We start from the raw sequence: 26,226 nt of genomic DNA on the forward strand, positions 1-26,226 counted from the left end.
CACCAGCGGCACGGACCCGTGTGCCCATCCACGCGCCTTCTCGCGGCAAGACCGATCGCCGACTCACCGGCGGCTGCGGGAAGGGCCGCCCCGGCAAGTACTGCAGGGACGCCTGCCGTCAGGCCGTCACCGGCTTCGCCCGATGCTTCGTCTGTTCGCGCCGCTCCTGCAGCGTCACCGGCTCCTGACGCGCCGACGGTCGCGGCCCGCGGTAGACGGACCCGTCGCCGCAGCGGCAGCACTGGCAGGAACCTCTGACGCATGACGGGCGCGGGGACGACGGCGGGCATGGGTTCGGCGGTCCCCTCTGCAGGTCCGCCCCATAATTCACGGAATTCGCGGGGAGCCCTGGAAGGCACCCGGCCCCGGCCTCGACGCGCCGCCTGTCGGCGGGTCGTCTCCTCCGGCAGAATCGCCAGGCCGCACTTTCCTAGGGGGGACCACGATGGCGATACCCGAGCTCACGGGACTGCCACTGCTCGGCTCACTGCTCGACCTCAAGAACGACGCCCTCGGCACCTTCCTCAGAGCCCAGCGCGAGCACGGGGACGTCGTGCGGATCAGCGCGGGGCCGCCCGGCATGCGGGCAACCGTACACTGCGTGTTCTCCGCCGAAGGCGCCCAGCAGGTCCTGGCCTCGGACGCCGCCAACTTCCGCAAGGACAACGCCTTCTACCAGGAGATCCGCGAGTCCTTCGGCAACGGGCTGCTCACCAGCCAGGACGGCGACTATCTGCGTCAACGGCGGCTCGTCCAGCCGCTCTTCACCCGCCGCAGCGTGGACACGTACGACGGCGCCGTCGCCGCCGAGGTCACCCGGCTCACCGACGGCTGGCGGGAACGGGCCGAGGAGAGCGTCGACGTCGTCCAGGAGATGACCGGGCTCGCGCTGCGGGCCGTCGCCCGAATCCTGTTCGGTACCGACGTCGAGGAGACTGTCGGCATCGTCGAGCGCTGCTTCCCCGTCCTCGGCACGTACGTGACCAGCCGCGGCTACGCGCCCCGCAAGCTTCCTCGCCACTGGCCCACCCCGGCCAACCGGCGGGCCGCCGCTGCCCACGAGGAGCTCTACGCCGTCTGTGACCGGATCATCGCCGAGCGACGGGCGGCCGGAGACACTGGTGCGGGGCGGGACCTGCTGACCCTTCTGGTCGCGGCCGGCAGCGACGAGGACGGCGGCTTCGACGCGGCCGAACTGCGCGAGCAGGTCCTGGTGTTCCTCCTCGCCGGCCACGAGACGACCGCCACCTCGATGGCCTTCGCACTGCACCTCCTCGCCCGCCACCCCGAGGAGCAACGACGCGTACACGAAGAACTCGACCGGGTCCTGGCGGGCCGCACGCCCGACGCCACCGACCTCGACGCGCTACTCCACCTCACCCGGGTCCTCAAAGAGGCCATGCGGCTCTTCCCAGCAGCCCCGGCCATCGGCCGCCGGGCCGTCACCGCCACCGAGATCGGCGGCCGCACCATCCCCGCCGGCGCCGACGTCATCGTCTCCCCCTGGGTGACCCACCGCCACCCCGCCTACTGGGACGACCCCGAGCGCTTCGACCCCGACCGCTTCACCCCCGAAGCCGAGGCCGCGCGCCCCCGCTACGCCTGGTTCCCCTTCGGCGGCGGCCCCCGCGCCTGCATCGGCCAGCACTTCTCCATGCTGGAATCGGCCATCGCCCTCGCGATGATCCTGCAGTCCTACCGGCTGGAGGCCGTCGACACCCACGTCCCACTGGGCTCCGCCATCACCCTCCAAGCCCTCGGACCCGCCCGCTGCCGACTCAAAACCCGCACCTGATCGACGTGCTGAGGGGCGTACCGCCACCGCACCCGAGGCCGGGTGCGGACCGCTTCGCGGCGATCGGTGAACTCGAGGTCGGTGTCGTCCGGGGTCCCCCTCCGTGGGCCGAGCACCCCCTGCTGTTCCACGGAGGCCGAAACTGATGGTCGGGCTCTGCAGGGTGCGCTGTTCGACCGGCGGATACTGGGGGTGGGCAGCCCGGCGGGGTGTCGCCGTCGAAGCGCGGCGGCCTCGGCGATCGTGCCGACCGTGACCAGGCGGGGCGCTCGCCGACGATCAGGACGAGAGCACCCCGAACGGAAGTGAGCGAACCCCCATGCCTCTGCGGCTGTGGGGCACCGACCCGTGGACCCAGGACTACGTCACCCAGTGGCCGCCGGGCGAGGTGATGGCCGTCGGGCCGCTGCAGGGCACGCACCAACCGCCGTTCGACGTCTGCCGCTCCGACCAATGGGTCACCGGAATTGCGGTAGTTCGCCGGGGCCGCCCGCAATCTGCCGGGCGCGGCGGCCGGGGCAGGACTGCAGGGCCGCGACCAGACTCCTGGTCGACCGCCGCGTCCACGACTCCTTCCTGACCCGCTTCACCGAACGGACGTCGCGCCGGAGGCCCGGGTCCCCGGACGACGAGCACGCGGACTTCGGCCCGCTGGCCAACGCCGCCCAACTCCACACCGTGGGCGGAATGCTGGAGCGCCTTCCGGGCCACGCCGAGATCGTCACGGGCGGAACGGCTGTGGACCGGCCCGGCTACTTCCACCAGGCCACCGTGGTCGCCGGAGTACGGCAGGAGGACGAGATCGTGCAGGGCGAGGTGTTCGGCCCGGTCGTCGCCGTCCAGTCCTTCACCGACGAGGCCGAGGCCGCTCGGTTGGCCGACGGCGTCCCGCAGGGGCTCGCCGCGAGCGTGTGGACGCGCGACCACGACCGGGCCATACGCGCGTCACGGGCCCTGCGGACCGGCATCGTCTGGGTCAACACCCATGACACGACGGTGTCCGAGATGCCGCACGGCGGGGCGGGTCACTCCGGCTACGGCAGCGACGTCTCCCTCACCGGCCTGCTCGACTACACCCAGGCCAAGCACGTCATATTGTGACGCCTTGTGGCCGCCACCCGGCCGGGGCGGGGAACGTCCTGCCGGGCACTGCTCTGAGTGCCCGTGTGCTGTTCCAGGTCGTGCCCAAGAATGCCCCGCCGGACGACACCAGCAGCAATCGGTGGGGGCTGAGCACGCTCTCGGCGTATCGGCGGCAGCTCGCCGAGGACGCGCGACCACGTGCGCGTCACCCGGATGGCCTCACCTCTGCGGCACGCGGTCTCTATGGCAGCGAAGGTAGAAGAACAACACCGCTCTCACCGTGGGGGACATGTATGTATGAGATGCACGTCGGCGCCGCCGCCACCGGCACAGGCCTGGTGTGGCACGTCGTTGCCCCGGGTCACTCCGCGACACTGTGCGGCCAGTCCCTGCGCCGCGAGGAGCCCTCGGATACGGACCGTCATTGCATGCCATGCATGACTCGCTTCCAGGACCTTGTCCACAAGGATGCCCGCAGCTGAAGCCACCAGTGGCTGGGTGGCCGCTCGTGACCCGCTACGGACCAAGATCTTTTCCGCTGTCCTGTGCCGAGGTGTGTGCATGCGACCCCGGGCAAGCCGCGGGCATGCGCGCGCACGGCCGCCTCGCCTACGAGGAATGGCTGATCGGGCTGCTCTCCGATCTCCGCGACGATGCCCCTCTAGCGGCACAACGGCTACCCGACCCGTGTGGGTGCTGCGGCGCCGCAATCGCGCTCGGCGAGCCGACCGTATGGAGGCCGACCCGCTCCAGTGCCACCAGTGCTCAACCGCAGGGGTGCACAGGTGGTGTCAAGTGCTGGAATTCGGGTGACGGTCCAAGGCCGGTCAGCAGGCTGCCCCCGTGTGCGCGGGGACGACGCTTCCGGGTCGTGTGGCGTCGTGGGGACCTTGGGGGTACCCCCGGCGTCCGGGGGTAGTTGGTCGTGCAGGGTGACCAGCCTCGGGATCCCGATCGCCTGGAGGTCGAAGCGTACGGGCACGGGGGATGGCATCGAACGGCCTCCGCTCCCGGACCGGCCGGTTCCCGCCCGGCACCTCCGGCCGACGAGCAGAGCACTGTCGTCCTCGCCCTGACCGGGCGGATCACCCGTCTGAAGTAGGTGAACTACGAGTACGACGCGTCATCCGGTCGTTGCAGCGCGATCTTGGGCTTAGTAGCTTCCACCAGCTGCTTGCCCGCGAGAACATCACCTGTTGCCGCAGCTGCGGCCAGTCCGAGGTCGGCGGAGAACGCGGGCCCAACGCCCGCGGCTTCGTCTACTTCCACACGCAGTGCACGGACTCCGCGCAGCCGGCCACGGTCGGATTCTCCGCTACGGCGGCTTCGACGGCTCGCCCGAGACCGGCCTACCCTGGTCCGCCCCTCCGTTCGGCCCCACCGCTTGGAGCCATCCCGGTGACGCACACCCGGCTCGTGCCGACCGCGTCGACCGGGACGGGTAGGCCTCCGCACACGACACTGCTCCGCGAGTCATGAGGAGACCAGACATGTACGCAGTGATCCGGCGGTACGAAGGCGTCACCGATCCGGCCGAAGCAGGACGCAGGGTCGAGGCCGAGTTCGTGCCGCTGCTGCGCCAGGTCACAGGCTTCGTGGCCTACTACTGGGTCGACGCAGGCGACGGAGTGATGGTGTCGACGAGCGTCTTCCAGGACCGGGCCGGCGCCGATGAGTCGACGGAGCGAGCAAAGGACTTCGTCCAGCACAGCCTCGCCTCCCTGCTCCCCCATCCACCTCAGGTCACCGCGGGTCAGGTCGTGGCCCACGCGTAGCGAAGTGCGCGGCCCGGCACGGTCGGGCCGCCCACCGTGTGACTGCGACCGCGCGCGCCGACGCCCGCGGGCCGTGAGCCTAGTGGGCATACTCCTCGACCCGTGTGTGGAGTTTCCCAGTGAGGTGGGGGTGGTCGCCCCTCGATGCCGACTGCAGGAGATCCGCGCACACCACGAGCATGGCCGCCCGGCTGGACGAGCTCTCCAGCAGTTCGCGGAACTCGTATCGCATCCGGGCGGCGGTGTTCGGAGTAGGCCACCATCAGGGCGGCGTCGTTGCCGCTCGGTGCCAGCCCCCAGCCTCCCCAGTCGAGCACGGTCCCGCTGGTCGTGATTCCAACCAGGGCGGCTGCGATCCCAGAGTCAAAGCTGTCCCAGAGGAACCCCCGCCGCACCGGCCTGGACGTCAGGTGTCGGGCTACATCCGACAGGCCCGGGAACCTCTCCCTCAGCACCGACATGCAAACCACTGCCGGCAATCCGCGGCGGTGTGAACTCGACAACCCTGGTCCGTCCCCGTGGTGCGCTCCGCGTCCTGGGTGCGCCCCGCATGGGCGGAGGTGTCCCGCGGTGGTGGGTGTCTTGGACGCAGTGCAGACGTTTCGGCGGACGACCGGTAGCCGGGCGTCGCCGCAAGGCATCGGCGCCGCCTTCCTCCCACTTCCACCGCCGTACGCTCTCGTCGCTGACCACCAGCATCCGTGCGATCACAGCACTCGGGCGCCCTTGCTCGAACAACTCGGCCGCCCGCACACGTCGAGCCTCGGTCACCAACCGCTCAACGAGATCCGTCATGCTCGGTTCAGTGAGCGATCACGCCATAAGAAGCGGTTGTCAGTTTGGGGCGATGGGGCCGCGGTAGGGGAGGGTCTGGCTGTAGACGACGCTCGTGGTGGTACTGCCGAAACCGGCAAGTTCGTCCATGAGGACCTCCAGGTGTTCCATGGAGGTCGCGGCCACCTTGAGGGTGTAGCAGTCGTTGCCGGTGGTGCGCAGGCACTCCAGGATCTCGCGGCGTTCATCCAGGAGGCGGCGCAGCGGTTCGTGGCGGTTGCCCGGATATTTGAGGCTGACGACGGCGAGGACGGGATAGCCGACCTTGGCCAGGTCGATCTCGGCACGGTAGCCCGTGATGATGCCCAAGGCCTCTAGATTGCGGACGCGTTCGGTGGTGGCCGATGGGCTGAGGTTCACACGGCGGCCCAGTTCGCTGAGGGAGACGCGGGCCTCCCGTTGCAGTTGTTCGATGATCGCCCAGTCGACGTGGTCAAGATTCCCGGCCATGCGGCGAAAGTACCAACAAAATCACGGAGAAGCAGCAGCTATGCAGGGAGGTTTCGGTTCCGTGCGCCATGATCGCCGGGATAGCCTCGGGCCATGCAACTCGGCGTCAATGTACCGAATTTCGGCCCGGGAACCGATCCCGGCATCCTTCGTGAATGGGCGCGGCTCGCGGAGGGGCTCGGCTTCGGCGCCCTCATGGTGTCGGACCATGTGGCGGTCACCCCGGACGTGGCCGAGCGGTACCCGGAGCCGTTCTACGAGCCGTTCACCACTCTGTCGTGGCTGGCCGGTCTCACCACCACGGTGCGGCTGGGCACGACCGTGCTCGTCCTGCCGTACCGGCATCCCCTGTTGGTGGCCCGCATGGCTGCCGATCTCCACCAACTGAGCGGCGGTCGCTTCGTCCTCGGGGTGGGCGTCGGCTGGGCCCGGCAGGAATTCGAGGCGTTGGGTGTGCCGTTCACCGCCCGTGGCCGGCTGACGGACGACTGTCTTGGCATCCTCCGGGAGGCCAGGGACGCGGGGCGCCAGGAGGGCGACGTTCCTGTCTGGATCGGCGGCCACAGTGAGGCGGCCCTGCGGCGCGCCGTGAGGTTCGGTGACGCCTGGCATCCGCTGCGGCTCCCCCTCCCTCACATGCGCACGATCCTGCGCCGGCACGCTCTGCCGGGGTTCGCGCCCCGCATCGCCCTGCGCATCACCAGCGCACCGGTCGACGTCTCCGACCGGCCCGCCGGCGTCGGCACCGTCGAACAGATCCTCGACGATCTCGACCAGTTGCGCCTGCTGGGCGCGGACACCGTCGTACTCGACCCCTACCACGGAGACCCGGAAGAGACACGTCGGCCCGACGCGGCATGGCGGGCACTCACCATCGTGGCCACCCACTGGAGCACTCGATCATGATCACCTCGGCCGACGAGGCCCTCCTGCGGCGTGCCATCGGCATCGCCGCCCACGCAGTCACCCTGGGCGACGCGCCGTACGGTTCCCTTCTGGCCGGACCGGACGGCACCGTGCTCGCCGAGGCCCACAACACGGTCCGGCGGGACAACGACATCACCGCCCACCCGGAACTCAAGCTCGCCCGCTGGGCGGCCCGCGAACTCGACCCGGACATGGCTGCCCGTACCACCTTGTACACCAGTTGCCAGCCGTGCGGCATGTGCGACGGCGGCATCGTCCGCTCTGGCGTCGGCCGGGTCGTCTACGCCCTGTCGACCGAGCAACTCGTCTCGCTCAACCCGCCGTCGGGCGCCTGGCCGACGGTGTTGCACGACGGTCCGGCCCTCCACGACGAGGCGCGCGACCCCGTAGCGGCCTATTACCGGCCCACCCGATGACCACGATCGGCAGTCCGTCCGGCACAAGCTGTTCATCGTGCCCGGCGCGCTGCACATCCCGGTGATCAGGGCGCAGGTGTCCGCCTCACACCGCCCAGTGAGCGCGGCGACCTCGCCCGGCACGGTCAGGTCGGCCCGGCCCGCGACGGCCAGGTCGACCGCCCCTCCCCCGTGGTCCGGCACGCTGCGCGACCCATGGCCCGGGGCACGCCGCGACCGCCGATTCACCCTCGTATCTGCCGCGCCCGCCGTGCCGGCTGCGCCCGCCTGGGACAGAAAATTTCGCCCGACTCCCGGGTGGGTACGGCGTCGGGGGTACTCGTGGCCTGGCACACGGGGGCCGCACAACCGCGAGGTGAAAGGCATGACTACCTCTCCCGGGTCATCGATGGAAACACATCCTGACCTCATCGACATGCGTATGCGCCACGAGATGGCCGAGCGTGCGGCCACCACCTCCCGGGCTCAGACCGTGGAGACGATGGCCCTCCTGGCAGGTCTGTATCTGGCGGCGTCCCCCTGGATCGCGGGGTTCAACGGGCTGACGACCCTGGCCGTCACCAACCTGATCGTGGGCATCGCCTACGCGCTGCTGATGAGCGGCGGGTTCGGCCGCGCCTACGAACGCACCCACAGCATGGCGTGGGCCGCCTGCGGGCTGGGCGCGTGGACGATCGTCTCGCCCTGGGTCGTGGCCGGTGATGTGAGCACGACCAGGAGCGTCGTCAACAACGTCATCGTCGGCGCGATCTGCCTGCTTCTGGGGATGGCGGCCAGTGCGGCCTCCGGTGATCGGGGCACGTCGCGCGGCCGTGGCCGTATGACAGACCGGTAGGTCTTCCTCGGATCGGTACGGCCCCGCGGCCGGCGCCCCTGACTCACCCGGGGCACCGGCCGCGGCAACGCCGTGCCGTCAGCGGGTGAGCAGACTCGCCAGGCCGCCCGCCCCCGCGGCCGCGGCGATCACGGCGCACGCGCATGCGCCGTGCCGTGCCGTCTGAGCAGACGGCGCCGGAGGGTGACAAAGCGGTCCTCGTACTCGCGCCGCAGCTCCGCACTGCGGTCCACGGTCGCCCGGAGCATCCATGGCGGGCCACTCCCCCGGCGGGTCGCCCGCGGCAGGCGGTGAGCCCGTAGCGAGGGACCGTGTCTGTCTCAGCGCCGGCCCTCCCTGGATCCCTGGTAGGCGGCGCGGCGGGTCGCGGCCAGGGCTGGGCCGGGCGTGAAGTCGCGGGCGTCGTGTGCGTAGATGTCGAAGCCCGTGCTGTCGTTGGGCCGTCGTGGCAGAGGCGTGCGGACGGTGAGCACGGCGAACCTGCGCCAGGAACGGCCGGGCTCCTCGGCGCACAGGTCGAAGACGAGAGGCCCGGCGCTCAGGGTCCGGGCCAGACTCTCCGGGTCCGCGTGCACGCGGCCGTGCCGGGTGCGCCGGGGGAAGGCGGCCAGGACGCGGGGAAGCCCCCTTAGGAGGTAGGGCAGGAGGCTGGAGTACGGACCGGCCAGCGCGTCCGCCCGAGGCAGCGGCAGATGCCGGGTGACCGGTCCGCGGCCGCTACTCGTGAGCAGCAGGTCCAGGGCCCGGCCGGGCCCGTCGGCGTCGTCCACGCGGACGGCCAGGCCCAGCCCGTCCGGCAGCCGCCGCGGCAGACCGGCCGCCCGCGACAGCCGTACCGTGGCGGTGCGACCTCCAGGTCGGCGGTGCACAGTAGCCCGTCCGGATGCAGAGCGGGAGCCCTCCGCAGCCGGGCCACCAGCCGGACCGCGGCCTCGACTCCCCTCATCCGCCGCGGCGGCACACGGTCACGGACCGGACCAGCCGGCTTCCCACTCGGCATCGCCGCCCCCGTCCTCGCCCTCGGCCGCCGCCGCCGCGCCCAGGCCGCCCCGCTCGGTGCCCGACGCACGGGGACGCCGAAGCCCAGTCCGTGTACGCCGCGGACGGGGGTGCTGGGCAGCGCGCCCTGCGCCACGCCGCCCGGTCCAAGGACCCGCTGCCGCTTCCCGGCGGCGTGCAGCGCGCCCGCCTCCTCGGCGGCCAGAAGGCGACGTTCCCAACGCCCCCGTTCTCCCCATGCGGTCACCGTTGACGGGGCCTGAGCGACCGCTTAGTATCCCGCTCTGCCGCCCTTTCCGATCGGATACATGACCATGGATTCCTTGCTGCTCTCACGTCGCGACCTCGACTTCCTGCTCCACGACTGGCTGGACGTCACGTCACTGACCAGCCGCGCCCGCTACGCCGACCACGACCGGGACACCTTCGACGCGGTGCTGAACCTCAGCGAGGCCATCGCCACCCGGCACTTCGCCCCGCACAACAAGAAGAGCGACGCCGAGGAGCCCCGCTTCGACGGAGAGCGGGTGCACATCATCCCGGAGGTCGAGGAGGCGCTGCGGGTCTTCGCCGAGGCCGGCCTGACCGGCGCGGCCATGGACTACGAGATCGGCGGACAGCAACTGCCCATGGTGGTCGCGGGCGCCTGCATGGCCTGGTTCCAGGCCGCCAACGTCGGCACGTCCGCGTATCCGTTCCTCACCGTCGGCAACGCCAACCTTCTCCAGGCGCACGCCGGCAAGGAGCAGATCGACACCTACGCACGGCCCATGATCGAGGGCCGCTTCTTCGGCACCATGTGCCTGTCCGAGCCACAGGCGGGCTCCTCGCTGGCCGACATCACGACCCGGGCGGTGCCGCAGGACGACGGGACGTACCGGATCACCGGGACCAAGATGTGGATCTCCGGCGGTGACCACGAGCTCAGCGAGAACATCGTCCACCTGGTCCTGGCCAAGATCCCCGGCGGTCCCGCGGGCGTGAAGGGCATCTCCCTGTTCATCGTGCCCAAGTTCCTGGTCGAGCCGGACGGCACTCTCGGTGAGCGCAACGACGTGGTGCTAGCCGGCCTGAACCACAAGATGGGCTACCGCGGCACCACCAACACGCTGCTCAACTTCGGCGAGGGCCGGCACACGCCGGGCGGCGCCCCGGGTGCGGTGGGCTACCTCGTCGGTGAGGCCCACCACGGGCTCGCGTACATGTTCCACATGATGAACGAGGCCCGCATCGGCGTCGGCCAAGGCGCCATGGCGCTCGGCTACACCGGCTACCTGCACGCCCTCGACTACGCCCGCACCCGCCCGCAGGGCCGCCCGCTGACCGGCAAGGACGCGAACGCCCCGCAGGTCCCCATCATCGAACACGCCGACGTACGCAGGATGCTGCTGGCGCAGAAGAGCTACGTGGAGGGCGCCCTCGCGCTCGTCCTGTACTGCAGCCGCCTGCTCGACGAGGAGCGCACGGCCGAGCAGGAGTCCGAGCGTGCCCGCGCCAGGCTGCTGCTGGACGTCCTCACGCCCATCGCCAAGAGCTGGCCGTCGCAGTGGTGCCTGGCCGCCAACGACCTCGCCATCCAGGTGCACGGCGGCTACGGCTACACCCGCGAGTACAACGTCGAGCAGTTCTACCGGGACAACCGTCTCAACCCCATCCACGAGGGCACCCACGGCATCCACGGACTGGACCTGCTCGGGCGCAAGGTCGTCATGAACGGCGGCACGGGTCTGCGGCTCCTCCTCGACACTCTCGGGGCCACCACCGCCCGCGCCTCGGCGGCCGGCGGTGAAGCGGCCGAACTGGCCGCGCGGTTGGAAGAGGCCATGGCCCGTGTCGAGCGGACCACCGCCCGGCTGTGGTCGACCGGGGACCCCGGGACCGCGCTCGCCAACGCCTCCGTCTACCTGGAGGCCGTCGGCCACGTGGTGCTGGCCTGGATCTGGCTGGAGCAGTTCCTGGCGCTGGGCGACGGCACGGACGACTTCCACGAGGGCAAGCGGCAGGCGGCCCGCTACTTCTTCAACGCCGAACTGCCCCGCACCGGGCCCCAGTTCGACCTCCTCGACAGCCTCGACCGCACGGCGGCGGACTGCCGACCCGAGTGGTTCTGACATCTGCTCGGTCACGTCGGCGCAGGGGCGTAGGTCTTCGACACCGCTCCGGCCCGGGCGAGGATTTCCCAGGCGAGGAGGATCGCGACCGGCGTCGTGTAGATGCCCGGCGGCCAGCGCAGCCGCTCGCGGAGTGCGCTGAGCGGTGTGCGGCCGCGGGCGTCGCGCGGCAGGAACACCTCGCGCTCCCGCGCGCTCGTCGTCTCGGCGTCCGGGCCCTTGGTGACGGCCGCCGCCTTGAGGCCGACCTCGGTCATGCCGCCACCGCCGGCACGCTGCTGTAGTGCGAGGCGTCGCCGACGAGCTGCTCGCTGCGGCGGCCGTCGACACCGGTCGGCACCTTGCCTGCGATCGTCACCCGGTTGAGGCGGCGCGGGTGGTCGTCGTAGTTGTCCACCGCGTAGTGCTGGGTGATCCGGTTGTCGAAGATCAGCAGCTGGTTCGGGGACCATGTCCAGCTCAGGATGTTCTCCGGACGGGTCACGTACGACTGGAGGATGCGCAGCAGATCGGCCGAGTCGCTGCTCGGCAGGCCGACGATCCGCTTGGCGAACCCGCCGATGAACAGCCCGCGTTCGCCAGTGGGCGGATTGAGTCGCACGACCGGGTGCTCGGCCTCGTAGGGCGTCGAGACGAAGACCCGGTCGTACTCCTGTCGCTGCGCCGTCGTGGCCGAAGGTCGGGCGTAGTCGTACTGGTTGGTGTGCACGACGCGCAGCGTGTCCGCGAGGGCGCGCAGCGCTTCGGGCAGGTCGCGGTAGGCCGCGGCGGCATTGGCGATGAGCGTCTGACCCCCGTAAGGCGTGGTCACGATGGACCGGAGCGTGGTGAGCTGCTGCGGGTTGACCACGAAGGTGACGTCCGTGTGCCACTCGTTGGCCTTGGACGTCGAGCTGTCGACGGCGAGGACGTTCGTCGTGCCGTCGACGGCCGGCACGTTCGGGTGGGCGGTGGTGAGTTCGCCGAACCACCCGGCCACGCGCTCCTGACCGGCGTTGTCGAGGTCGACGTCGGCGAAGACGATCGCCTTGTGCTCGTTGAGGGCGTCACGCAGCGCCGTGACCGTCGAGTGATCGGGTGGCGCCGCGAGGTCGACGCCCTCGACGACCGCGCCGATGCGGCCGGTGAGCTTTCGGATGGACGGAGACATGAGGGGATCCTTCCTGGGCAGATGGGCATGCCAAGGCGTGCTGGGGACGGGGAGGCAGGTGAAAAGGGTTGGTTGCGCAAGGGTGGCCGCCCACGCGGCACACCGGACTGGGCCGGGCGGAGAGAAGAGGCGTCCCCGCAGAAGACGCGTAGTGGCAGGACCGCTGCAGCCGCGTTCTCAGCGACCGCGTCGGCGTGCGCGAACAGGCTCCCGGCTCATACGAGAAGGAGATGACAGGAGAGGGGAGCCCTCAGGAGACGGATCCGACGATCCCTTGCCGCGTCAGCGACAACAAAACGCGCTGGAGACGTGCGCCAGATCGATGTGGCGCCGCCGAGTGAGGTCCACGCGCGGGTTCATAACTGATCGTTTCAGGATGAGGTCCGGAGTCGTCGCAGGCAGATGATGCTGCAGGCGAGTTGGAGCAGGCCCAGGTGGAGGTCGGCGCGTGTCTCGTAGCGGATGCGCAGGCGCTTGAACTGGTGGAGCCAGGCGAAGGTCCGCTCCACCACCCAACGCCTCCTCCCGAGTCCGGAGCCGTGGGCGACACCACGGCAGGCGATCCTCGGGACAATGCCGCGGCGACCGAGGATGCGGCGCGGCGCGTGTCCCAGACAAGGGCTGATCGTTTCTCCGGTATGACCATGACCTTCAGGCGGATCCTTGCCGCGGCGGCCCTGGGCGTCTCTGCGTCCTGCGTCAGCGCCGCTCCGGCGTCAGCCGACGTGATCTCCGACATCGGGTTGGCCGACATCGCGTCGAACAGTCAAGGCAACAATGCCGGAAACTCGGGCTCGGTCAACAATCATTCGGACAACAACGGAAATACCCAGCAAGCCAATAATCACGAAGCTTCGGAAATCACCGCCATCAGTGCCAATCCGATCCTCGACAACCCGCTCGCCATCGTCTGAGCCCATCTCCAGCAACCACCTCGTGACCGCGAGCTTCGTTCCGGCCCTTGCGAAGGCGATGTCGAAGATGCGAGCGGAGTGCCCCGCTGGCCGTCAGAGACCCGTGCCTGTGCTCTTCCTCGTGCTTCCCGCCGACGGGCCGGCCAGTCCCCGCGAGATGGCCGGAGGGCACCCGTACAGGTGAAAACCGGGAACATGCCTATGGCATCACGAGCAACTGCCGACATGCTGGGCGAGGCATCTTCATCCCCCTCGCATCCACCGCGCGCCCGGCTCTCGGGCGTGCGGTTTCGGGTGCGCGCAGCAGCAAGGAGTGGGCGGTTGTCTGAGCAGTCGAGCACGCAAGAGGTCAGTTTCGGAGCGCAGATCTCCCGGGAGTCGCATCCGGAGGTGACGGTCCCGGAGCACGAGGAGTGGGAGCTGACGAACGGCTTCGCGTGGGTCTTCCCGGGCCTTCGCGGCGGCGGGATGAACCGGCCGGTGATCATCGCCGACGGGTTCAACCTCGGCAGGAGCGACCTGGGCAAGTTCTACCAGGGCCTGGAGGCGGACTTCCCGTTCGTCACCACTCTGCGCGAGCGCGGCCAGGCGGTGATCCTGCTCGGTTTCACCGACCGCACCGCCTCCATCCTGGAGAACGCCAAGGCCGCGCGGGAAGCCGTGATCCGCGCCAACGCCGCCAGCGGATCCGGCGGGAATCTGGTCGTCGGCGGGTTCAGCATGGGCGGCCTGATCACCCGCTACACACTGGCCAAGATGGAGGCCGACGGGGAGAACCACGGGACCGAGGTCTACTTCTCCTACGACAGCCCCCACCGCGGCGGCTTCCTGCCCATCGCCGCCCAGGCCCTCACCCACCACACCCCCATCCCGGACAACCCGCTGCGCCAGATGGTCGACAGCCCCGCCGCGCACGAGATGCTCAAGTACTGGTACGACCCGGCCAGCCGCAAGGTCATCACCCACCCGGAGCGGGAGAACTTCCTCAACGCCCTGAGCAGCGTGGGATGGTGGCCGAGCAGGCCGCGCCTGATCGGCGTGGCCAACGGCGCCGGCGACGGCACCGGCATCAAGGTCACGGCCGGCAAGCCGGCCCTGGAGATCACCAGCAATGTACTGGCCGGCTCCACCCTGTTCATCCAGGGCGAGGGCACCGACATCCTGGTCGCCGAGATCAAGTTCGCCAGCAGCACCACGCCGCCCATGGTCAGGCAGATCACCACCAGCGGTCTGACCGAACTCGACTCCGCGCCGGGCGGCACGCTGAACACCTACGAGATCGTCCACAACGCCATGCGGCTCGGCGGCTCGACGTCCACCGTCCACTTCCCCAAGGTGTGCTTCGTCCCCACCGTCAGCGCCCTGGACCTGCGCGACCCCGACGACCGCGAGAGCCTCTACACCCCCGTCAAGACCATGAACCCGGACGACAGCGGCCTCACCGAGTTCACCTACGCCGACGCCACCACTGACCACACCGGGATCGTCCCCGACCTGTGCTTCTGGCTGCTGGACCGCCTCCAGTAACCCCACGGACCGAGGGGAAACCCTTCCCGCTCCCTTTCGGATCTCGCCGGACCGCCACGCGTCGCCAGGTGCGGCTGAGCGCGCCGGCGGAACGCCCTCGCCCCAGGTTGGGCTGGGGCCTTCCGCCCGTGCGGCCGAAGGGAGCCTCCCAACCACCGACGGAGCGAGGAGAGTTGCCCGTCGCGCCCGGCAAGACCTCAGGGAGAGCTTGGCGGCGGACTGAGTGCCCGTCTCTCGCCCGCCGCTCCGCCCGTACATCCGACACCCCGCTACCGGGGCCGCCGCCGGAAGTCGTGAGGCACGGCGCGGGGACCGACCACACCGCCCTCAGAAACCCCGTCCGCCGGAGGCAGGCCGAACCGAGGCGCGAAGGTACGGCCCCACGCCACTGCACCGGAATCAGCGCGGAATGTGGACGGCGTGCGCGAGCACGCGCTGGTGGCCGCAGCCGACTGCACACCGGTCGGTGATGTCCTGCCGGACCCGGTCGCCCACCTGTCGTCCGGGGTGGCCGCCTACGGTGCGCTCACGCGGCTGGCCGACATCCGCCCCGGCGACACGGTCCTCGTCACCGGGGCGGCCGGCGCGGTGGGGAGCCTGGCCGGTCCGGTCGCCAGGCTGCTGGGCGCCGGAAGGGTCATCGGCACTACCCGTTCCCCGGCCAAGGCCGACCGGCTGCGCACCGAGCTGGGCTACGACGCGGTGGTCGTACCCGGCCGAGGATTCCCCACGCTCATCCGGCAGTTGAGCGCGGCGGCACCCGACGGCATCGACCTCGTCGTGGACACCGTGGGCGGCGCGCAACTGGCCGCCGCGCTCAGGGTGGCCCGCCGCGGTGCCCGCTTCGCTCTCGTCGGCTCACTGGACGGCCAGTTGTCACCGCACCTGGACGGTGACAGCGCGCCGGTGGAGATCGACACCTTCCGCGTCATCACCCAGGGGATCACGCTGCGCGGCTACAGCGGCACGGACCATCCCGGGGTGGCGGAGGAATGGGCCGACCGGTTCGGCGACTGGCTGCGTTCCGGTGCGATCTCCTTTCCGCACGTGCGTATCCCGGGCATCGAACGGGCCCCTCGAGCGTTGCAGGAACTGTTCGAGGGGCGGCACTTCGGCACGGTCGTCGTGGAGCTGCCGTCACACTGAAGCACCGCCGCCTTGCGTCAGAGGCGAGCGGGCGGGCACGGAGTGAGACGAGGTCGGGATGCGGATCGGAGATGCGGCGGCGGCAGCCGGAACCACCCCCGCGGGCCCTGCGGTTCTACGAGGAGCGCGGCCTGCTGGCCCCGCCGCCGCGCACGGCCGCGGGCCAACGCCGGTACGGTCCGGACGACGTGGCCCGCATCCGCGTCATTCGTGAACTGCTCGCCCTCGGTCTGACCGTCGAGGACCTGCGCGGCATCGCCGACCGCATCCAGCTCCTGGTCGAGGATCCGCAACGGCGCTGTGCCGGCAACGACCCCGCCGCCCGCGGCTCCGGCGTGGTCGCACGCCGGCTGGCGGCCATCGACGCCGAGATCGACCGCCTGACCGGCCTGCGTACCCGCCTGGCACGGCAGACGGGACGGACCTGAGCCCCCGTACGAGGCTTCCTCGCGGCTCGATCCCCGCGGGGCCGGACTCACCGGCAGCCGTGGGCCAGGCACTGCGCGACGCGGCGGCATCCGAATGAGCCCGGGCCCGCCAAGGCCCCGTGCGACGGCGGGGCCTCGGTACGGGCATGGCCTGCGTTGCGTCGGCACCACGGAGTGGGCGTCGCGCTGCCGGTGAGCGCTCGGAGAGTCAGCGTGGGGCGAGGAGCCGTCCCGCGTTCTGCAGGACGTACCCTGCCACGTTCGTGCCGAGCGTGATCCCCGCCTCGTCGGCCGACCGGGTGTGGATACCGGAGAAGACCCGGGCGTCCACGTTCTCGGCCGAGAGCTGCTTCCAGGCGGTGTACGTCCTGGTCACCCCGGGCGCGGTGGGGCTGGTCAGGTCGAACGGGGCGGTACGCGGCCCGACCAGCGCCGACAGCACGGTCTGCGCGGTGCCCGCGTAGGTGTTGTGGCCGCTGGGGTAATCCGGATGCGCGGGGGTGGTGTGCAGCGGCGTCCAGTCCGGGTCCGGGTCGATGGTGCCGGTGCGGATCGCGGTGACGGGACGCCAGCGTTCGTAGGCGTACTTGCTGTCGGAGGTGGCGATCTGAGTGTCCACCAGCGCCACGTGGAAGAGCGCGACCAGCCGCGCCTGCCCGGCGATCCCCTGGTCCGTGCGCGAGAGCGCCACCCGCAGCGGCTCGGTGTAGAGGGTGAGGGAGGAGCCCAGCCAGAACGTGGCCGTCTCGGTCTGGCGGGCGCTGCGCACCGCGCTGTCCGCGGCGCCGTACGCCCGCACCTCCGCGAGGTCGGCGGCGTAGCGCAGGGAGTCGAGGGCGGGCGGCGGGGCGAGCCGGAACTGGTGCTGCGACTTCAGCAGGAACGGCTTGGCGAGACGGTTGCCGTACTGCGCCGCAGGGGCGTAGGTAGGTGGCGTCGGCTGCCATACGCCCGGCGCCGCGGGCTGCACGGGATAGGGCGCGTTGACCGAGGCAGGGTCCAGGCCGTCGCCCTCCCTCGACTTCAGGACAAGATCGGCCTGCTTCTCCCCCGCCGCGACGCCCCGCTCCTCAGCCGGGCCATCGGGGATCGCATCGAGGGTCTCCTTGTACGTCGCGTCGAGCTGCTCCGCACGGCTCGGGGCCAGCGTCACCAGCGCACGGTGTACGGCCCCGGCGAGCGCCGCCTCCTGATACGCAGCGCGCTCGACGCCCGTGGGCACACTCCGGGTGGCCCTGGCGGCCGCGAGCCAACTGATGGCCCACGTACGGCTGTTGGTGATCTGGGTGGGTGCCCCGGCCGCCGCGATGGTCTCGGCGGTGGCGTCGTACCAGGCGAGGGCTGTGGACGTACGCCCGGCCGCCGAGGCCTGTGGAAGGGCGACGGACGCGGACAACAGCGCCGCCGCACCCAGGACTACGAGGGCGGGCCGCATTCTGGTCGAACTCACGTGATCTCCTTCGGTTTCGGTAGGGGTGAAAAGGCCGCCGAGGCAGGAAGAGGGCGAGGTGTGGCACGCGCGTCACGTGGGATCAGGTCGATTCCAGGCCGGCCGTCTCCCGGGGGACCGAAGGCGGCGTGCAGATGGACCGCCGGAACGGCGCTGAGGCAGATGGCCGCCGCGATGCGCTGGCCATCTGCAGCACACCACCGCCCAACTCCCGCAGCCTCGGCCGGCGCATACGGCAACACCTGGGTCCGGTCGGGTGAGGCGGTGAGCCCTCCTGTGGTGCCGGACATCAGCTGCGCCCCGGTCAATGCCATCGGCAGGACCTCCGTCGGCACGAGAGCGTTCTCGATCTCCGGCCGCTGCTCCTCCGGCAGCGCGAAGAAGCGGCGGGCCTCGCTCAGCACCTCCTCCCGAAGTGCCGCGGGGACTCCGTGCCAGGTGACGTAGAAGAAGCCCACCTCGTGGGCGGCGGAGCGGAGTTCGGCGAGAAGGGCGACTCGGTCTGCGTCCGGGGCACGGAAGCGGGAGACGTCGACGACGGGCCGGGCTGTGGACTGGGCCATGGAAGGTTCCTTCACGGCAGCGTGGATGCGCGCGCCCCACACCTACGCGAGAAGAGCGGCTGGTTGAGGGCGAGAGAAGGCTGCAGGCAGAAAGAGAAGAGCGAGATTGCGAGCCGTCGAACGGCGATCAGCAACAGACCTGGTCGAACTGGTCGGCGCGGCGGCTCACCCAGAACGGGTCGAGCAGCACCGTGTGCGCCGTGCCCATGGTCTCCATGGCCGGATCAAAGCACACCCGGAAAGATGCGTCCACCATGGGTCGCAGCGGGTGAGACGCCCATGCGCCCATGGTCGACGTTGACATTCACAGAGGCGGACGACACACGTTGAACGGGAAAGCCCCCGGGCCGGCCCCTCGGCTCATGACTGAGTACACATGGCTGACAAGAAGCTGTCACACACGGGCCGGAATGCGGGCTCGGCCGAAGCCCGTTCTGAACTGACATGACTCTTGGAGTAGCGCTCAACGCGTCCGACGCGCCGAACCAGGTCGACGCCACGGTCCAACTGGCCCAAGAAGCCGCGGAGTTCGGTCTCAGGTCGGCCTGGTTCGGGCAGACCTTCGGCGCGGACTCGCCCCAGCTCGCGGCGATCGTCGGGCGGGCGGTGCCCGGACTGCAGGTCGGCACCTCCGCGATCCCCGTCTTCGGCCGCCACCCGCTGCTGGTCTCCAGCCAGGCCCAGACCGCCCAGGCCGCGACCCACGGCCGCTACCACCTCGGTCTGGCTCTGGGCACGAAACTGCTGACCGAGGCGGGCTTCGGCCTGCCCTTCGATCGGCCCATCGCCCGACTGCGTGAATTCCTCACCGTTCTGCGGCAGTTGACCGAGACCGGCACGGCCGACTTCCACGGCGAGCTGCTCACCGCAACCACCCCGATCCCGGCGCGGGTACCAGGCGCCGAGAGCGGTGTCCCCCTGCTCGTCGCCGCGATGGGGCCACAGGCTCTGCGGGCCAGCGGCGAGCTGGCCGACGGGATCCTGCCCTACCTGGCGGGACCGCGCGCCCTGGCGGACCACATCGTGCCCGCCCTGACCGCCGCGGCCGAGGCCGCGGGCCGCCCCGCGCCCAGGATCGTGGCCCTGGTGCCCGGCGTGGTCACCGACGACGTCGACGCGGTGCGGGCCAAGGCCACCGAAAACCTCGCCTTCTACGAACAGATCCCGTCCTACGCACGGGTCATCGAACTCTCCGGAGGCCGGCGGGCCGCCGACCTGGCCGTGATCGGCGACGAGAAGACAGTCGAGGCCGAGATACGCCGTTACCGCGACGCCGGCGCCACCGAGGTCGTCTTCTCGAGCACCGAGATCGCGGGAGAAGCCGACCGCCGACGCACCTGGCGACTGCTCGGCGAACTGGCCGGCTGAGTACACCCGTCGGCTCACCAACCCCCTGCACCCCCGCATCCGCTGCCCGAAGGCACCCCCGGCACAAAGGAGATTCCCCATGACCACCGAGGCCACCACCACGGACCTCCACGCCTTCACCGAGACCTGGCTGGAGTGGTACCGCGCCCAGGAGGCCCGGCTCGCCGCCCCTCACGGGTTCCTGGCGATCACCGGACTGCACTGGCTCGACGACCGACCCCAGCGCTTCCCGGACGCGCCCGGGGCGTGGCGCACCGGCCCCGAAGGCGTCGTCGTAGACCTCGACGAGGGCGAGGAACTGGTCGTCGACGGGACGCCGGTGCGCGGCGAGCACCGCTTCGGCGTGCTTCCCGAGCGCGGCGGTGTCGACGCCGTGTGGGGAGACGCCCTCATCGAGGTCGCCAAGCGCGGCGGCCAGGACATCGTGCGCCCCCGGCACCCGGACGCGCCGCTGCGCACGGCTTTCACCGGAACGCCCGCCTACGCCCCTGACGCGCGCTGGGCCGTGACGGGCCGCTACGTCCCCTTCGACACTCCGCGGCCGACCACCGTGGGCGCCGCCGTCGAGGGCCTTGAGCATGTGTACGACGCTCCGGGCCGGGTCGAGTTCGAGCTGGAAGGGCGCCCGCTGTCGCTGACCGCGTTTCCCGGCCCTGGTGCGGGACGGCTGATGGTGCTGTTCACCGACGCGACCTCCGGGGTCACCACCTACGCTGCCAACCGGGCCCTGACACTCGATCCGCCCGCCGCCGACGGCACGGTCGTCCTGGACTTCAACCGCGCCGCGAACCTGCCGTGCGCCTACACGGACCTGGCAACCTGCCCGCTGCCCCCGGCCGAGAACCGGCTGCCGGTGGCGATCGAGGCCGGCCAGAAGATCCCCCGCGAGCGTGGCGGTTCCTGACCGGGACCACTCTCGCCCCGGACTCCCTCAACAAGGCGGGCTTATGCGCAGTCGGGCACCGCGATCCTGCTCGGCGCCCCTGGTCGGGGCACGAAGCCTGGTCAAGGAGTTCAGGGCCCCCATGGTTGGGTCGGCGAGTCGGGCTCGGGCAAGTCCACCACCGCCCGTCTGGTGCTCCGCCTCGCCGACGCGACCGCCGGACAGATCCTCTTCGACGGCACCGACGTCACCACGGCCAGGTGCGCCCAGGCCAGGCAGCTGCGCCGCCTCAGGCAACCGTCCACCAGATCCCGTACGCCTCACTCGACCCCCGCTTCTCCATCGGCGAGGTGATCACCGAGCCGCTGCGCGGCTTCAAGGTCGGCGACCGTACCTCGCGGCTGGCCCGGGCCCGCGAACTCCTCGACCCGGTGGCCCTGCCCGCCGCGACCCTGGAGCACCGGCCGGCGGAATTGTCCGGAGGGCAGCGCCGGCGAGTGGCAATCGCCCGCGCCCTCCCCCCTTCATCTCCCACGACCTGACCGTCGTACGTCAGATCGCGCACCAGGTCGCCGTCATGCGGGCCGGCCCCGTCGTCGAGACAGGCCCACCGGAGGGACTGCTCGCGGCGATCCCCGGCGACCGCGTCCCCAACCCCGCCGCCGAGACCACCACGAACTGAGGACCACGGTCACATGAGCACACCCACCATCACCACACTGGCCCTTCTCGCCCCGGGCAACTTCGCCGACGACGACCCCAATACCGGCCTGGAGGAGACACCCCAGCTCTTCGAGTACGGCGAGTACGGCGAACGGCTCGGCTTCGACTGAGCCTGGATCCGTCGGCGTCACCTCGAACACGGCGTCGGCTTACCGACGAAGGCCATCGGGGTGCAGTGGCTCTGCTCCCCGATGGCCTCTCAGCAGAACTGTCGCCCTCGACCGGCTCGTCGGCGATCTCCAGCGCTGAGTGCTGCGGTGTGCGCCCTTAGAAGGTGACGTTCCAGGAGTCGATCCTGCCGGTGTCGCCGCCGGCATTGTCGTTGACCCGGAGCTTCCAGGTGCCGTCCGCGACCTCGGAGGAGGCGTTGACGGTGTAGACCTGGCTGATGTTGTCGGTGCTGCCGCCCGAGCGGTTGTGCACCGTGTAGACGGTGCCGTCCGGGGCGATCAGGTCGACCTTCAGGTCGCCGATGTAGGTGTGCACGATGTTCACACCGACCTTGAGGGTGGCCGGGGCGTTGCCGGCCACCCCGCTGACCGTGATGGGGCTCTCCACGGTGGTGTTGTCACCGATGGCGAAGTCCGCGGTGTTCTCGAAGTACTTGCCGGGCGGCGGGGTGCTGCCGACGGCCTTGAGGGCGTCGACCTGCCCCTCGCCGAAGAAGCCGTTCTTGGCCGTGGTGCCCTTGCAGCGGCTGTCCGACGGGCAGGCGACATCGTTGGCCTGGGTGGCCAGCTTGTCGCGCAGCTGCGCCGGGGAGATGCCGGGGTTGGTGCTGGCCAACAGCGCCGCCACACCGGCGACGTGCGGCGAGGCCATCGAAGTGCCGCTCTTGGAGCCGTACTTGCCGCCCGGCAGGGTGCTGTAGATGCCGGTGGTGTCTCCGCCCGGGGCCGTGACGTCGATGACGTTCAGGCCGTAGTTGGAGTAAGAAGCCTTTGCCGTGGTGCCCATCGCCGAGACCGTGACGACGCCCGGCAGCTCGGTCGGAATGTCCAGGCAGGCGTTGGTGATGGTGCGGGTGACCGGCGTCGAGTCGTTCGGGCTCTCGGTGTCGGTCGTCTTGTTGGCCAGGTCGATGTTGGAGTTGCCGGCCGCCGCGACCTGGAGCGAGCCCTTGCCTTCCGCGTACTCCTGGGCGCGCCTGACGCCCTCGATGATCGCGGCCTGGTCGGCGTTGTCCGGGCAGTTGAACTGCCACGGGTCGGTGTAGTAGCTGTTGTTGGTGACCTTGAAGCCGTGGTCACCGGCCCACATGAAGCCGCAGACGGTGTTCTCGGCGAAGAAGAGCGAGCTGCCGGGCTCGGCGATGCGCACCGAGGCGATCTTCACGCCCGGGGCCACACCGATGACGCCCTTGCCGTTCTTGGCGGCCGCGACGGTGCCGGCCACGTGCGTGCCGTGGGTGCCGACGTCGCGCCAGGCGCCCGTACGCGTGTCCGGCTTGCCGTACGCGCAGGACACGGAGTCCGCGGCGTCGAAGTTCGGCGCCAGGTCCTGGTGCTGATCGTCCACACCGGTGTCCAGGATGCCGACCTTGACGGAGGCGGAGCCCGTGGTGACGGCCCAGGCCTGGTCGGCCTTGATCTGGGTCATGTCCGCACGGACCGGCTCGCCCTCAGGGGTCGAGGACTGCGCCGGGTTGGCGGGAAGCGCCGGGTTGTAGGCGTCCGCCGGCACGTCGGAGGTGCGGGTGGCGCCGACCTGCTGGACCCCGCTCACAGCGCGCATCGCGGTGGCGAAGGAGGCGGACGCGGAGTGGGCGGTGATGACCCCGATCGCGTCGTAGTACTGGAAGACCGTTCCGCCGTTGGCGGTCACGGCGTTGCGGACCGCCGTAGTGTCACCCGGGGCGGTGATCACGAGGTACGCGCGGGTGCCGGCGACCCAGGTCGCACTCGAGGAGGCGGGGGCCGCGGCCCGGGGCGCTGCCGCGGGGGCGGGGGCAGCGGCGCCCAAGCGGGAGACGGGGTCGGTGTCGGCGAGCGCGGCCGGGGCTCCCAAGGCGAGCGTCGCGCCGAGTGTGGCGGCCAGCACGAGGGTACGTCGACGTCGGCTGGATCTGTGGGGTATCAATGCGTCCTCCGAAGACCCGGTGGTCAGGCCGGGTCGTACGAAACAAGTGATGGACGCAAGATGTCATGTACGCGGCCGGTTACGGAAGGGGCTTTTGCAGCAACGGAGTTCGTATATCGGTGGCCGAATAGCGACTATAGGTGCAAGTACGGAGCATGCGGCCGGCCGAGGAAGGTGACAGACCGGTACGCCGTCCCGCTCTCGGGGTGGTGCGTGGGCGCCGGCGCGGCGGTCGCGTCGGAGGCCGGGGGCGGGACGGGGTCACGGTCGCGCCCGCTCCGGAGGGCTCCATCCCGTGTTGCCCGTCGCCGGCCAGTTGCTTGTCCCCGAACGGCAGACGCCCCGCGAAGGACTTCTGCGCTACTTCCGCAGCAGGCGTCGCCGACGGCGATGATGTCGGCGATCAGACGCTCGACGCGGGCGTGGTCCGCGCCGGCGGCCGCGGCGACCGCTCGGCGATCTGCAGCATCGCGGACCCGTCCTTGAGCCGGCGCGCTCGCCGCAGTCATGCCGCCGCCGGTCGATCGGCCGCAGCAGCGGGGCCGCGTCCAGCACGTCCGCGATCCGGTGCTGGGCCGGGTCGGCGTAGCGGACGGCGTTGGTCAGGACGGCCGGGATGCCGAGGCGGTCGGCGAGCTGGAGCGTGTGGGCGGCCGGGCGTACGGAACCGGGGCCGGTGTCAGGCGGGCCCCGGCACACGACCTCCCGCCGCAAGCCGTCGCGACCGCCTGACGCACGGTCCGAGCAACTGCACGGCAAGATCGCGCACGGCCGGCGGCAAGCGCCCGCAGCGGCTCCGATGCCGGGCAGAGCAGGACCACCAGGCCCCCGCCCGCGTACTCGGTGAGCATCTCCCACGATGCCGCGACGGGGCGCCAGCGCGGAGAGCCGCGGCGGGCACGGAGGGACACCATCCGGCACAGCCGCCCGCACCCGGCCGCATCCCGCGCCAGGAACGTGGCACGGAAGTCGGCGTCCGTGACGTGTGCGCCGCCGCGTACCCGGGTGCGGCGCCGCACCGCGGCCCCGGCGGGTGTGCGGAGACACCGAGGTCCACGCCGAACACCGGCTTCACACCGGCGTCAGCTACGGCCTTCGCGAAGCGGACGGCGCCGGTGACCATGTCGCGGTCGGTCAGCGCGAGAGTCCCGACCCCCCGCTCGGCGGCCCGGGCCACGAGATCATGCGGGTGCGAGGCACCGAAGCGGGCCGAAAACCCACCCGCTACATGCAGGTGCGGCACCCCTCCACGCAACGCGACCTCGCACCTGAAAGTGTCTGTGTGTCCCCGGCTGTACGGGACATGTGGGAAGCCATCGCGCGACGGCGGCATCCCAAACCCCTGGCAGTCGGCCGCGCGCCGTGAGATCGTCCGCAGGTGACCGACGCTGCTGGTGGGGCAACGACCGTGAGACGACCGGACGACCGCATCGGGTCCGCCCTGCGCTTTGCGACGGAACTCGTCGCATGGGTGGCCACCCCCTGGGCTCTGGCCGGCCACTCATGGCTGCTTGCCGCTCTGTCCGTGGTGGCCCTGATCGGCCTTCCGACATTGTTCTCCACTCCGGGGGACAAGGCCAACGTGATCATCGCGGTGCCGGGCTGGGTGACGATCCTGCTGGTGCTGCTCCAGCTCGCCGCGGCCGTGGTCTCCTCGTGGCTGGCCTGGCCCGCCTGGGCAGCGGTCCCCGTGACCCTGCTGGCCGCCGCCACCCTCGTCATGGAGCGTCGACGCTGGCGGTGGCTGGTCTCCGCAAACCGACTCGCCAATTGAAGCGCTCAGTCACAGTTGCTGTGATTGGGCGCGATGGATGGCCCTTGAGCGTTCCGGCTGGCCCAGGTGCGCGATGGTGGATCCCGTGAGAGCGCCTACCGCGCCCGGCAGGTCGTTCACCTGCTGCGCACCCACGACGGTCCCGCTCCCCAAGCGACGGACGTGCTGTGGGGTCTGTGTGCCAACGACAATCGGGGCGCCGCCCTCGCCGTACCGCTCCTGATCCTCATCGCCACCGATGCCCACCACCCGCACCGTGCCGCACCGCTCGCCATGCTCTCCGGCCCGGCCCGCGCCAGGTACTTCGGCGTCGCCTCCCGCGAGGAACTCCTTCTCCACCGCACCGATCCTCGGCACCGCGCCCCGACGACTACGGTTTCGAAGTGAGCGGCTACCCGGCCGGCTGGTCGGTGGCCGCCGCTCGGACCGCGATCACCGCCGACACACCTGCACTCCTGACGGCCCTCGGCGACAGCGACCGCACCATCCGCATCGACGCCGCCTATGTGCTGGCGACGGCCGCCGACCCCGACCACAGCGTCCGAACCGCCCTCGCCATCAGGCTCGCCGCGGAGCGTGACACCATGGTCCGCGCCGGCCAGCTCCTCGCCGTCGCCGAGATCACCCGGGCCCACGCACACCCGCCCGCCATCGCCCGGCTCCGCGATCCGCGGCACGACCGGACGGAGGCCCCCGAGGCCCGCCTGGCCGCGGCCGTCGGATGGCTCTGCCTCAACGACGCAGCCGCTCCCGAGGACCTCCACCAGACCATCGACAACCTCGCCACAGACGAACGCGCGCACGATGATCCGAGAGGCCGCCCTCACGCAGCAGCCGGCGGACACCGGCCTGGATGGCGTTACCTGACCTATCGGGATGTCTCAACCGGCCGGTGTCTCATCTGATCCGGGTTGTCGACGCCGCCAGCCCTTGCGTTTCCCCCCAGCGCTGAACGACCAGCCCGTCTACGGATGAAGTGACCCATCGGCGAAGCCC

General features: G+C 70.8%; 26 protein-coding genes and 4 pseudogenes. 19 read left to right on the top strand and 11 right to left on the bottom strand.

The genetic code is table 11. From position 1 onward, the window contains the following. Nucleotides 1-445: 445 nt before the first annotated feature. The 4 genes and pseudogenes from ACIQ6Y_RS19805 (at nucleotide 446) to ACIQ6Y_RS19820 (ending at nucleotide 4,653) form a co-directional block, all read left to right on the top strand. Nucleotides 446-1,795 (top strand): cytochrome P450, encoded by a 1,350-nt coding sequence (locus ACIQ6Y_RS19805; RefSeq protein WP_404040396.1) that lies wholly within the window; start codon nucleotides 446-448, stop codon nucleotides 1,793-1,795. Between the two features lie 453 nt (nucleotides 1,796-2,248). Beyond that, nucleotides 2,249-2,896 carry an aldehyde dehydrogenase family protein gene (locus tag ACIQ6Y_RS19810; protein WP_404040399.1) on the top strand — a complete coding sequence of 216 codons (648 nt, stop codon included), beginning with the start codon at nucleotides 2,249-2,251 and terminating at the stop codon, nucleotides 2,894-2,896. Between the two features lie 1,155 nt (nucleotides 2,897-4,051). Then, nucleotides 4,052-4,224 (top strand): annotated as a pseudogene (locus ACIQ6Y_RS19815) (DUF6891 domain-containing protein); the annotation flags it as partial. A gap of 144 nt (nucleotides 4,225-4,368) precedes the next feature. Then, a complete protein-coding gene (locus ACIQ6Y_RS19820; RefSeq protein ID WP_404040401.1) occupies nucleotides 4,369-4,653 on the top strand; it encodes a hypothetical protein in 285 nt (94 codons plus the stop codon). Between the two features lie 363 nt (nucleotides 4,654-5,016). On the opposite strand, the gene ACIQ6Y_RS19825 is transcribed toward ACIQ6Y_RS19820, so the two are convergent. Then, the gene (locus ACIQ6Y_RS19825) at nucleotides 5,017-5,448 is read right to left on the bottom strand and encodes a helix-turn-helix domain-containing protein (RefSeq protein WP_404040404.1); all 432 of its coding nucleotides are present in this window, start codon (nucleotides 5,446-5,448) and stop codon (nucleotides 5,017-5,019) included. Between the two features lie 39 nt (nucleotides 5,449-5,487). Further along, a complete protein-coding gene (locus ACIQ6Y_RS19830) occupies nucleotides 5,488-5,937 on the bottom strand; it encodes an Lrp/AsnC family transcriptional regulator (RefSeq protein WP_404040407.1) in 450 nt (149 codons plus the stop codon). Between the two features lie 93 nt (nucleotides 5,938-6,030). Between ACIQ6Y_RS19830 and ACIQ6Y_RS19835 the strand changes: the two genes are divergently transcribed. The 3 genes from ACIQ6Y_RS19835 to ACIQ6Y_RS19845 all read left to right on the top strand — a co-directional run bounded on the left by ACIQ6Y_RS19835 (nucleotide 6,031) and on the right by ACIQ6Y_RS19845 (nucleotide 8,115). Further along, nucleotides 6,031-6,843, top strand: coding sequence for an LLM class flavin-dependent oxidoreductase (locus ACIQ6Y_RS19835; RefSeq protein WP_404040409.1), 813 nt, complete (start codon nucleotides 6,031-6,033; stop codon nucleotides 6,841-6,843). Further along, on the top strand, nucleotides 6,840-7,280 hold the full coding sequence (locus ACIQ6Y_RS19840; RefSeq protein WP_404040412.1) for a nucleoside deaminase: 441 nt from the start codon (nucleotides 6,840-6,842) through the stop codon (nucleotides 7,278-7,280). Before ACIQ6Y_RS19835 ends, ACIQ6Y_RS19840 begins: the two co-directional genes overlap by 4 nt. 364 nt (nucleotides 7,281-7,644) lie before the next feature. Beyond that, a complete protein-coding gene (locus ACIQ6Y_RS19845; RefSeq protein WP_404040414.1) occupies nucleotides 7,645-8,115 on the top strand; it encodes an SPW repeat protein in 471 nt (156 codons plus the stop codon). 320 nt (nucleotides 8,116-8,435) lie between these two features. On the opposite strand, the gene ACIQ6Y_RS19850 is transcribed toward ACIQ6Y_RS19845, so the two are convergent. After that, on the bottom strand, nucleotides 8,436-8,984 hold the full coding sequence (locus ACIQ6Y_RS19850) for a phosphodiesterase (RefSeq protein WP_404040417.1): 549 nt from the start codon (nucleotides 8,982-8,984) through the stop codon (nucleotides 8,436-8,438). 444 nt (nucleotides 8,985-9,428) lie between these two features. Here ACIQ6Y_RS19850 and ACIQ6Y_RS19855 point away from each other — a divergent pair, with 444 nt between their 5' ends. Then, nucleotides 9,429-11,225 (top strand): acyl-CoA dehydrogenase, encoded by a 1,797-nt coding sequence (locus ACIQ6Y_RS19855; RefSeq protein WP_404041522.1) that lies wholly within the window; start codon nucleotides 9,429-9,431, stop codon nucleotides 11,223-11,225. Between the two features lie 11 nt (nucleotides 11,226-11,236). On the opposite strand, the gene ACIQ6Y_RS19860 is transcribed toward ACIQ6Y_RS19855, so the two are convergent. The 3 genes and pseudogenes from ACIQ6Y_RS19860 to ACIQ6Y_RS19870 form a co-directional block, all read right to left on the bottom strand. Beyond that, on the bottom strand, nucleotides 11,237-11,482 hold the full coding sequence (locus ACIQ6Y_RS19860) for a hypothetical protein (RefSeq protein WP_404040420.1): 246 nt from the start codon (nucleotides 11,480-11,482) through the stop codon (nucleotides 11,237-11,239). Further along, nucleotides 11,479-12,375: a TauD/TfdA dioxygenase family protein gene (locus ACIQ6Y_RS19865; protein ID WP_404040423.1), complete on the bottom strand. Its 897-nt coding sequence runs from the start codon at nucleotides 12,373-12,375 to the stop codon at nucleotides 11,479-11,481. Before ACIQ6Y_RS19865 ends, ACIQ6Y_RS19860 begins: the two co-directional genes overlap by 4 nt. Nucleotides 12,376-12,746: 371 nt before the next feature. After that, nucleotides 12,747-12,974 (bottom strand): annotated as a pseudogene (locus ACIQ6Y_RS19870) (transposase); the annotation flags it as partial. Here ACIQ6Y_RS19870 and ACIQ6Y_RS19875 point away from each other — a divergent pair. From ACIQ6Y_RS19875 to ACIQ6Y_RS19890, 4 genes and pseudogenes are all read left to right on the top strand, one after another. Next, nucleotides 12,915-13,289 (top strand): hypothetical protein, encoded by a 375-nt coding sequence (locus tag ACIQ6Y_RS19875; protein WP_404040426.1) that lies wholly within the window; start codon nucleotides 12,915-12,917, stop codon nucleotides 13,287-13,289. The pseudogene ACIQ6Y_RS19870 and the gene ACIQ6Y_RS19875 sit on opposite strands and share 60 nt — an antisense overlap. 321 nt (nucleotides 13,290-13,610) lie before the next feature. Then, complete coding sequence (locus tag ACIQ6Y_RS19880; RefSeq protein ID WP_404040429.1) at nucleotides 13,611-14,816, top strand: hypothetical protein; 1,206 nt, start codon at nucleotides 13,611-13,613, stop codon at nucleotides 14,814-14,816. Between the two features lie 417 nt (nucleotides 14,817-15,233). After that, nucleotides 15,234-15,962, top strand: a pseudogene (locus ACIQ6Y_RS19885) (zinc-binding dehydrogenase); the annotation flags it as partial. A gap of 58 nt (nucleotides 15,963-16,020) precedes the next feature. Beyond that, nucleotides 16,021-16,390: pseudogene (locus ACIQ6Y_RS19890) on the top strand (MerR family transcriptional regulator). Nucleotides 16,391-16,598: 208 nt separating this feature from the next. Here the strand turns inward: ACIQ6Y_RS19890 and ACIQ6Y_RS19895 are convergent. The 3 genes from ACIQ6Y_RS19895 to ACIQ6Y_RS19905 all read right to left on the bottom strand — a co-directional run bounded on the left by ACIQ6Y_RS19895 (nucleotide 16,599) and on the right by ACIQ6Y_RS19905 (nucleotide 18,659). Beyond that, a complete protein-coding gene (locus ACIQ6Y_RS19895) occupies nucleotides 16,599-17,840 on the bottom strand; it encodes a vanadium-dependent haloperoxidase (RefSeq protein WP_404040432.1) in 1,242 nt (413 codons plus the stop codon). Continuing rightward, nucleotides 17,837-18,403 carry a 2-oxoglutarate and iron-dependent oxygenase domain-containing protein gene (locus tag ACIQ6Y_RS19900; RefSeq protein WP_404040435.1) on the bottom strand — a complete coding sequence of 189 codons (567 nt, stop codon included), beginning with the start codon at nucleotides 18,401-18,403 and terminating at the stop codon, nucleotides 17,837-17,839. The genes ACIQ6Y_RS19895 and ACIQ6Y_RS19900 overlap by 4 nt, the downstream gene beginning before the upstream one ends. A 127-nt stretch (nucleotides 18,404-18,530) precedes the next feature. Then, nucleotides 18,531-18,659: a hypothetical protein gene (locus ACIQ6Y_RS19905; RefSeq protein ID WP_404040438.1), complete on the bottom strand. Its 129-nt coding sequence runs from the start codon at nucleotides 18,657-18,659 to the stop codon at nucleotides 18,531-18,533. A gap of 188 nt (nucleotides 18,660-18,847) precedes the next feature. On the opposite strand from ACIQ6Y_RS19905, the gene ACIQ6Y_RS19910 reads away from it, so the two are divergent. The 4 genes from ACIQ6Y_RS19910 (at nucleotide 18,848) to ACIQ6Y_RS19925 (ending at nucleotide 21,487) form a co-directional block, all read left to right on the top strand. Then, entirely contained in the window at nucleotides 18,848-19,771 is a 924-nt protein-coding gene (locus tag ACIQ6Y_RS19910; RefSeq protein ID WP_404040441.1) for an LLM class F420-dependent oxidoreductase, read from the top strand. A gap of 79 nt (nucleotides 19,772-19,850) precedes the next feature. Then, entirely contained in the window at nucleotides 19,851-20,675 is an 825-nt protein-coding gene (locus tag ACIQ6Y_RS19915; RefSeq protein WP_404040443.1) for a DUF1684 domain-containing protein, read from the top strand. Nucleotides 20,676-20,914: 239 nt separating this feature from the next. Continuing rightward, nucleotides 20,915-21,196: an ATP-binding cassette domain-containing protein gene (locus tag ACIQ6Y_RS19920; RefSeq protein WP_404040446.1), complete on the top strand. Its 282-nt coding sequence runs from the start codon at nucleotides 20,915-20,917 to the stop codon at nucleotides 21,194-21,196. A 153-nt stretch (nucleotides 21,197-21,349) separates the two neighbouring features. Next, nucleotides 21,350-21,487 (top strand): hypothetical protein, encoded by a 138-nt coding sequence (locus tag ACIQ6Y_RS19925; protein WP_404040449.1) that lies wholly within the window; start codon nucleotides 21,350-21,352, stop codon nucleotides 21,485-21,487. A 157-nt stretch (nucleotides 21,488-21,644) separates the two neighbouring features. Here ACIQ6Y_RS19925 and ACIQ6Y_RS19930 read toward each other — a convergent pair whose 3' ends face one another. Further along, a complete protein-coding gene (locus ACIQ6Y_RS19930) occupies nucleotides 21,645-23,417 on the bottom strand; it encodes a S8 family serine peptidase (RefSeq protein ID WP_404040451.1) in 1,773 nt (590 codons plus the stop codon). A gap of 718 nt (nucleotides 23,418-24,135) precedes the next feature. After that, entirely contained in the window at nucleotides 24,136-24,789 is a 654-nt protein-coding gene (locus ACIQ6Y_RS19935) for a PHP domain-containing protein (RefSeq protein WP_404040453.1), read from the bottom strand. A gap of 75 nt (nucleotides 24,790-24,864) precedes the next feature. Between ACIQ6Y_RS19935 and ACIQ6Y_RS19940 the strand changes: the two genes are divergently transcribed. The 3 genes from ACIQ6Y_RS19940 (at nucleotide 24,865) to ACIQ6Y_RS19950 (ending at nucleotide 26,135) form a co-directional block, all read left to right on the top strand. After that, nucleotides 24,865-25,230: a hypothetical protein gene (locus tag ACIQ6Y_RS19940; RefSeq protein WP_404040455.1), complete on the top strand. Its 366-nt coding sequence runs from the start codon at nucleotides 24,865-24,867 to the stop codon at nucleotides 25,228-25,230. Nucleotides 25,231-25,296: 66 nt separating this feature from the next. Beyond that, nucleotides 25,297-25,617, top strand: a complete 321-nt coding sequence (locus ACIQ6Y_RS19945) for a hypothetical protein (RefSeq protein ID WP_404040458.1) — start codon at nucleotides 25,297-25,299, stop codon at nucleotides 25,615-25,617. Further along, nucleotides 25,614-26,135 carry a hypothetical protein gene (locus ACIQ6Y_RS19950; RefSeq protein ID WP_404040461.1) on the top strand — a complete coding sequence of 174 codons (522 nt, stop codon included), beginning with the start codon at nucleotides 25,614-25,616 and terminating at the stop codon, nucleotides 26,133-26,135. Before ACIQ6Y_RS19945 ends, ACIQ6Y_RS19950 begins: the two co-directional genes overlap by 4 nt. The last annotated feature ends 91 nt before the right edge of the window (nucleotides 26,136-26,226 follow it).

It is taken from the genome of Streptomyces sp. NPDC096205 (assembly GCF_044763135.1).
Lineage (GTDB): Bacteria > Actinomycetota > Actinomycetes > Streptomycetales > Streptomycetaceae > Streptomyces.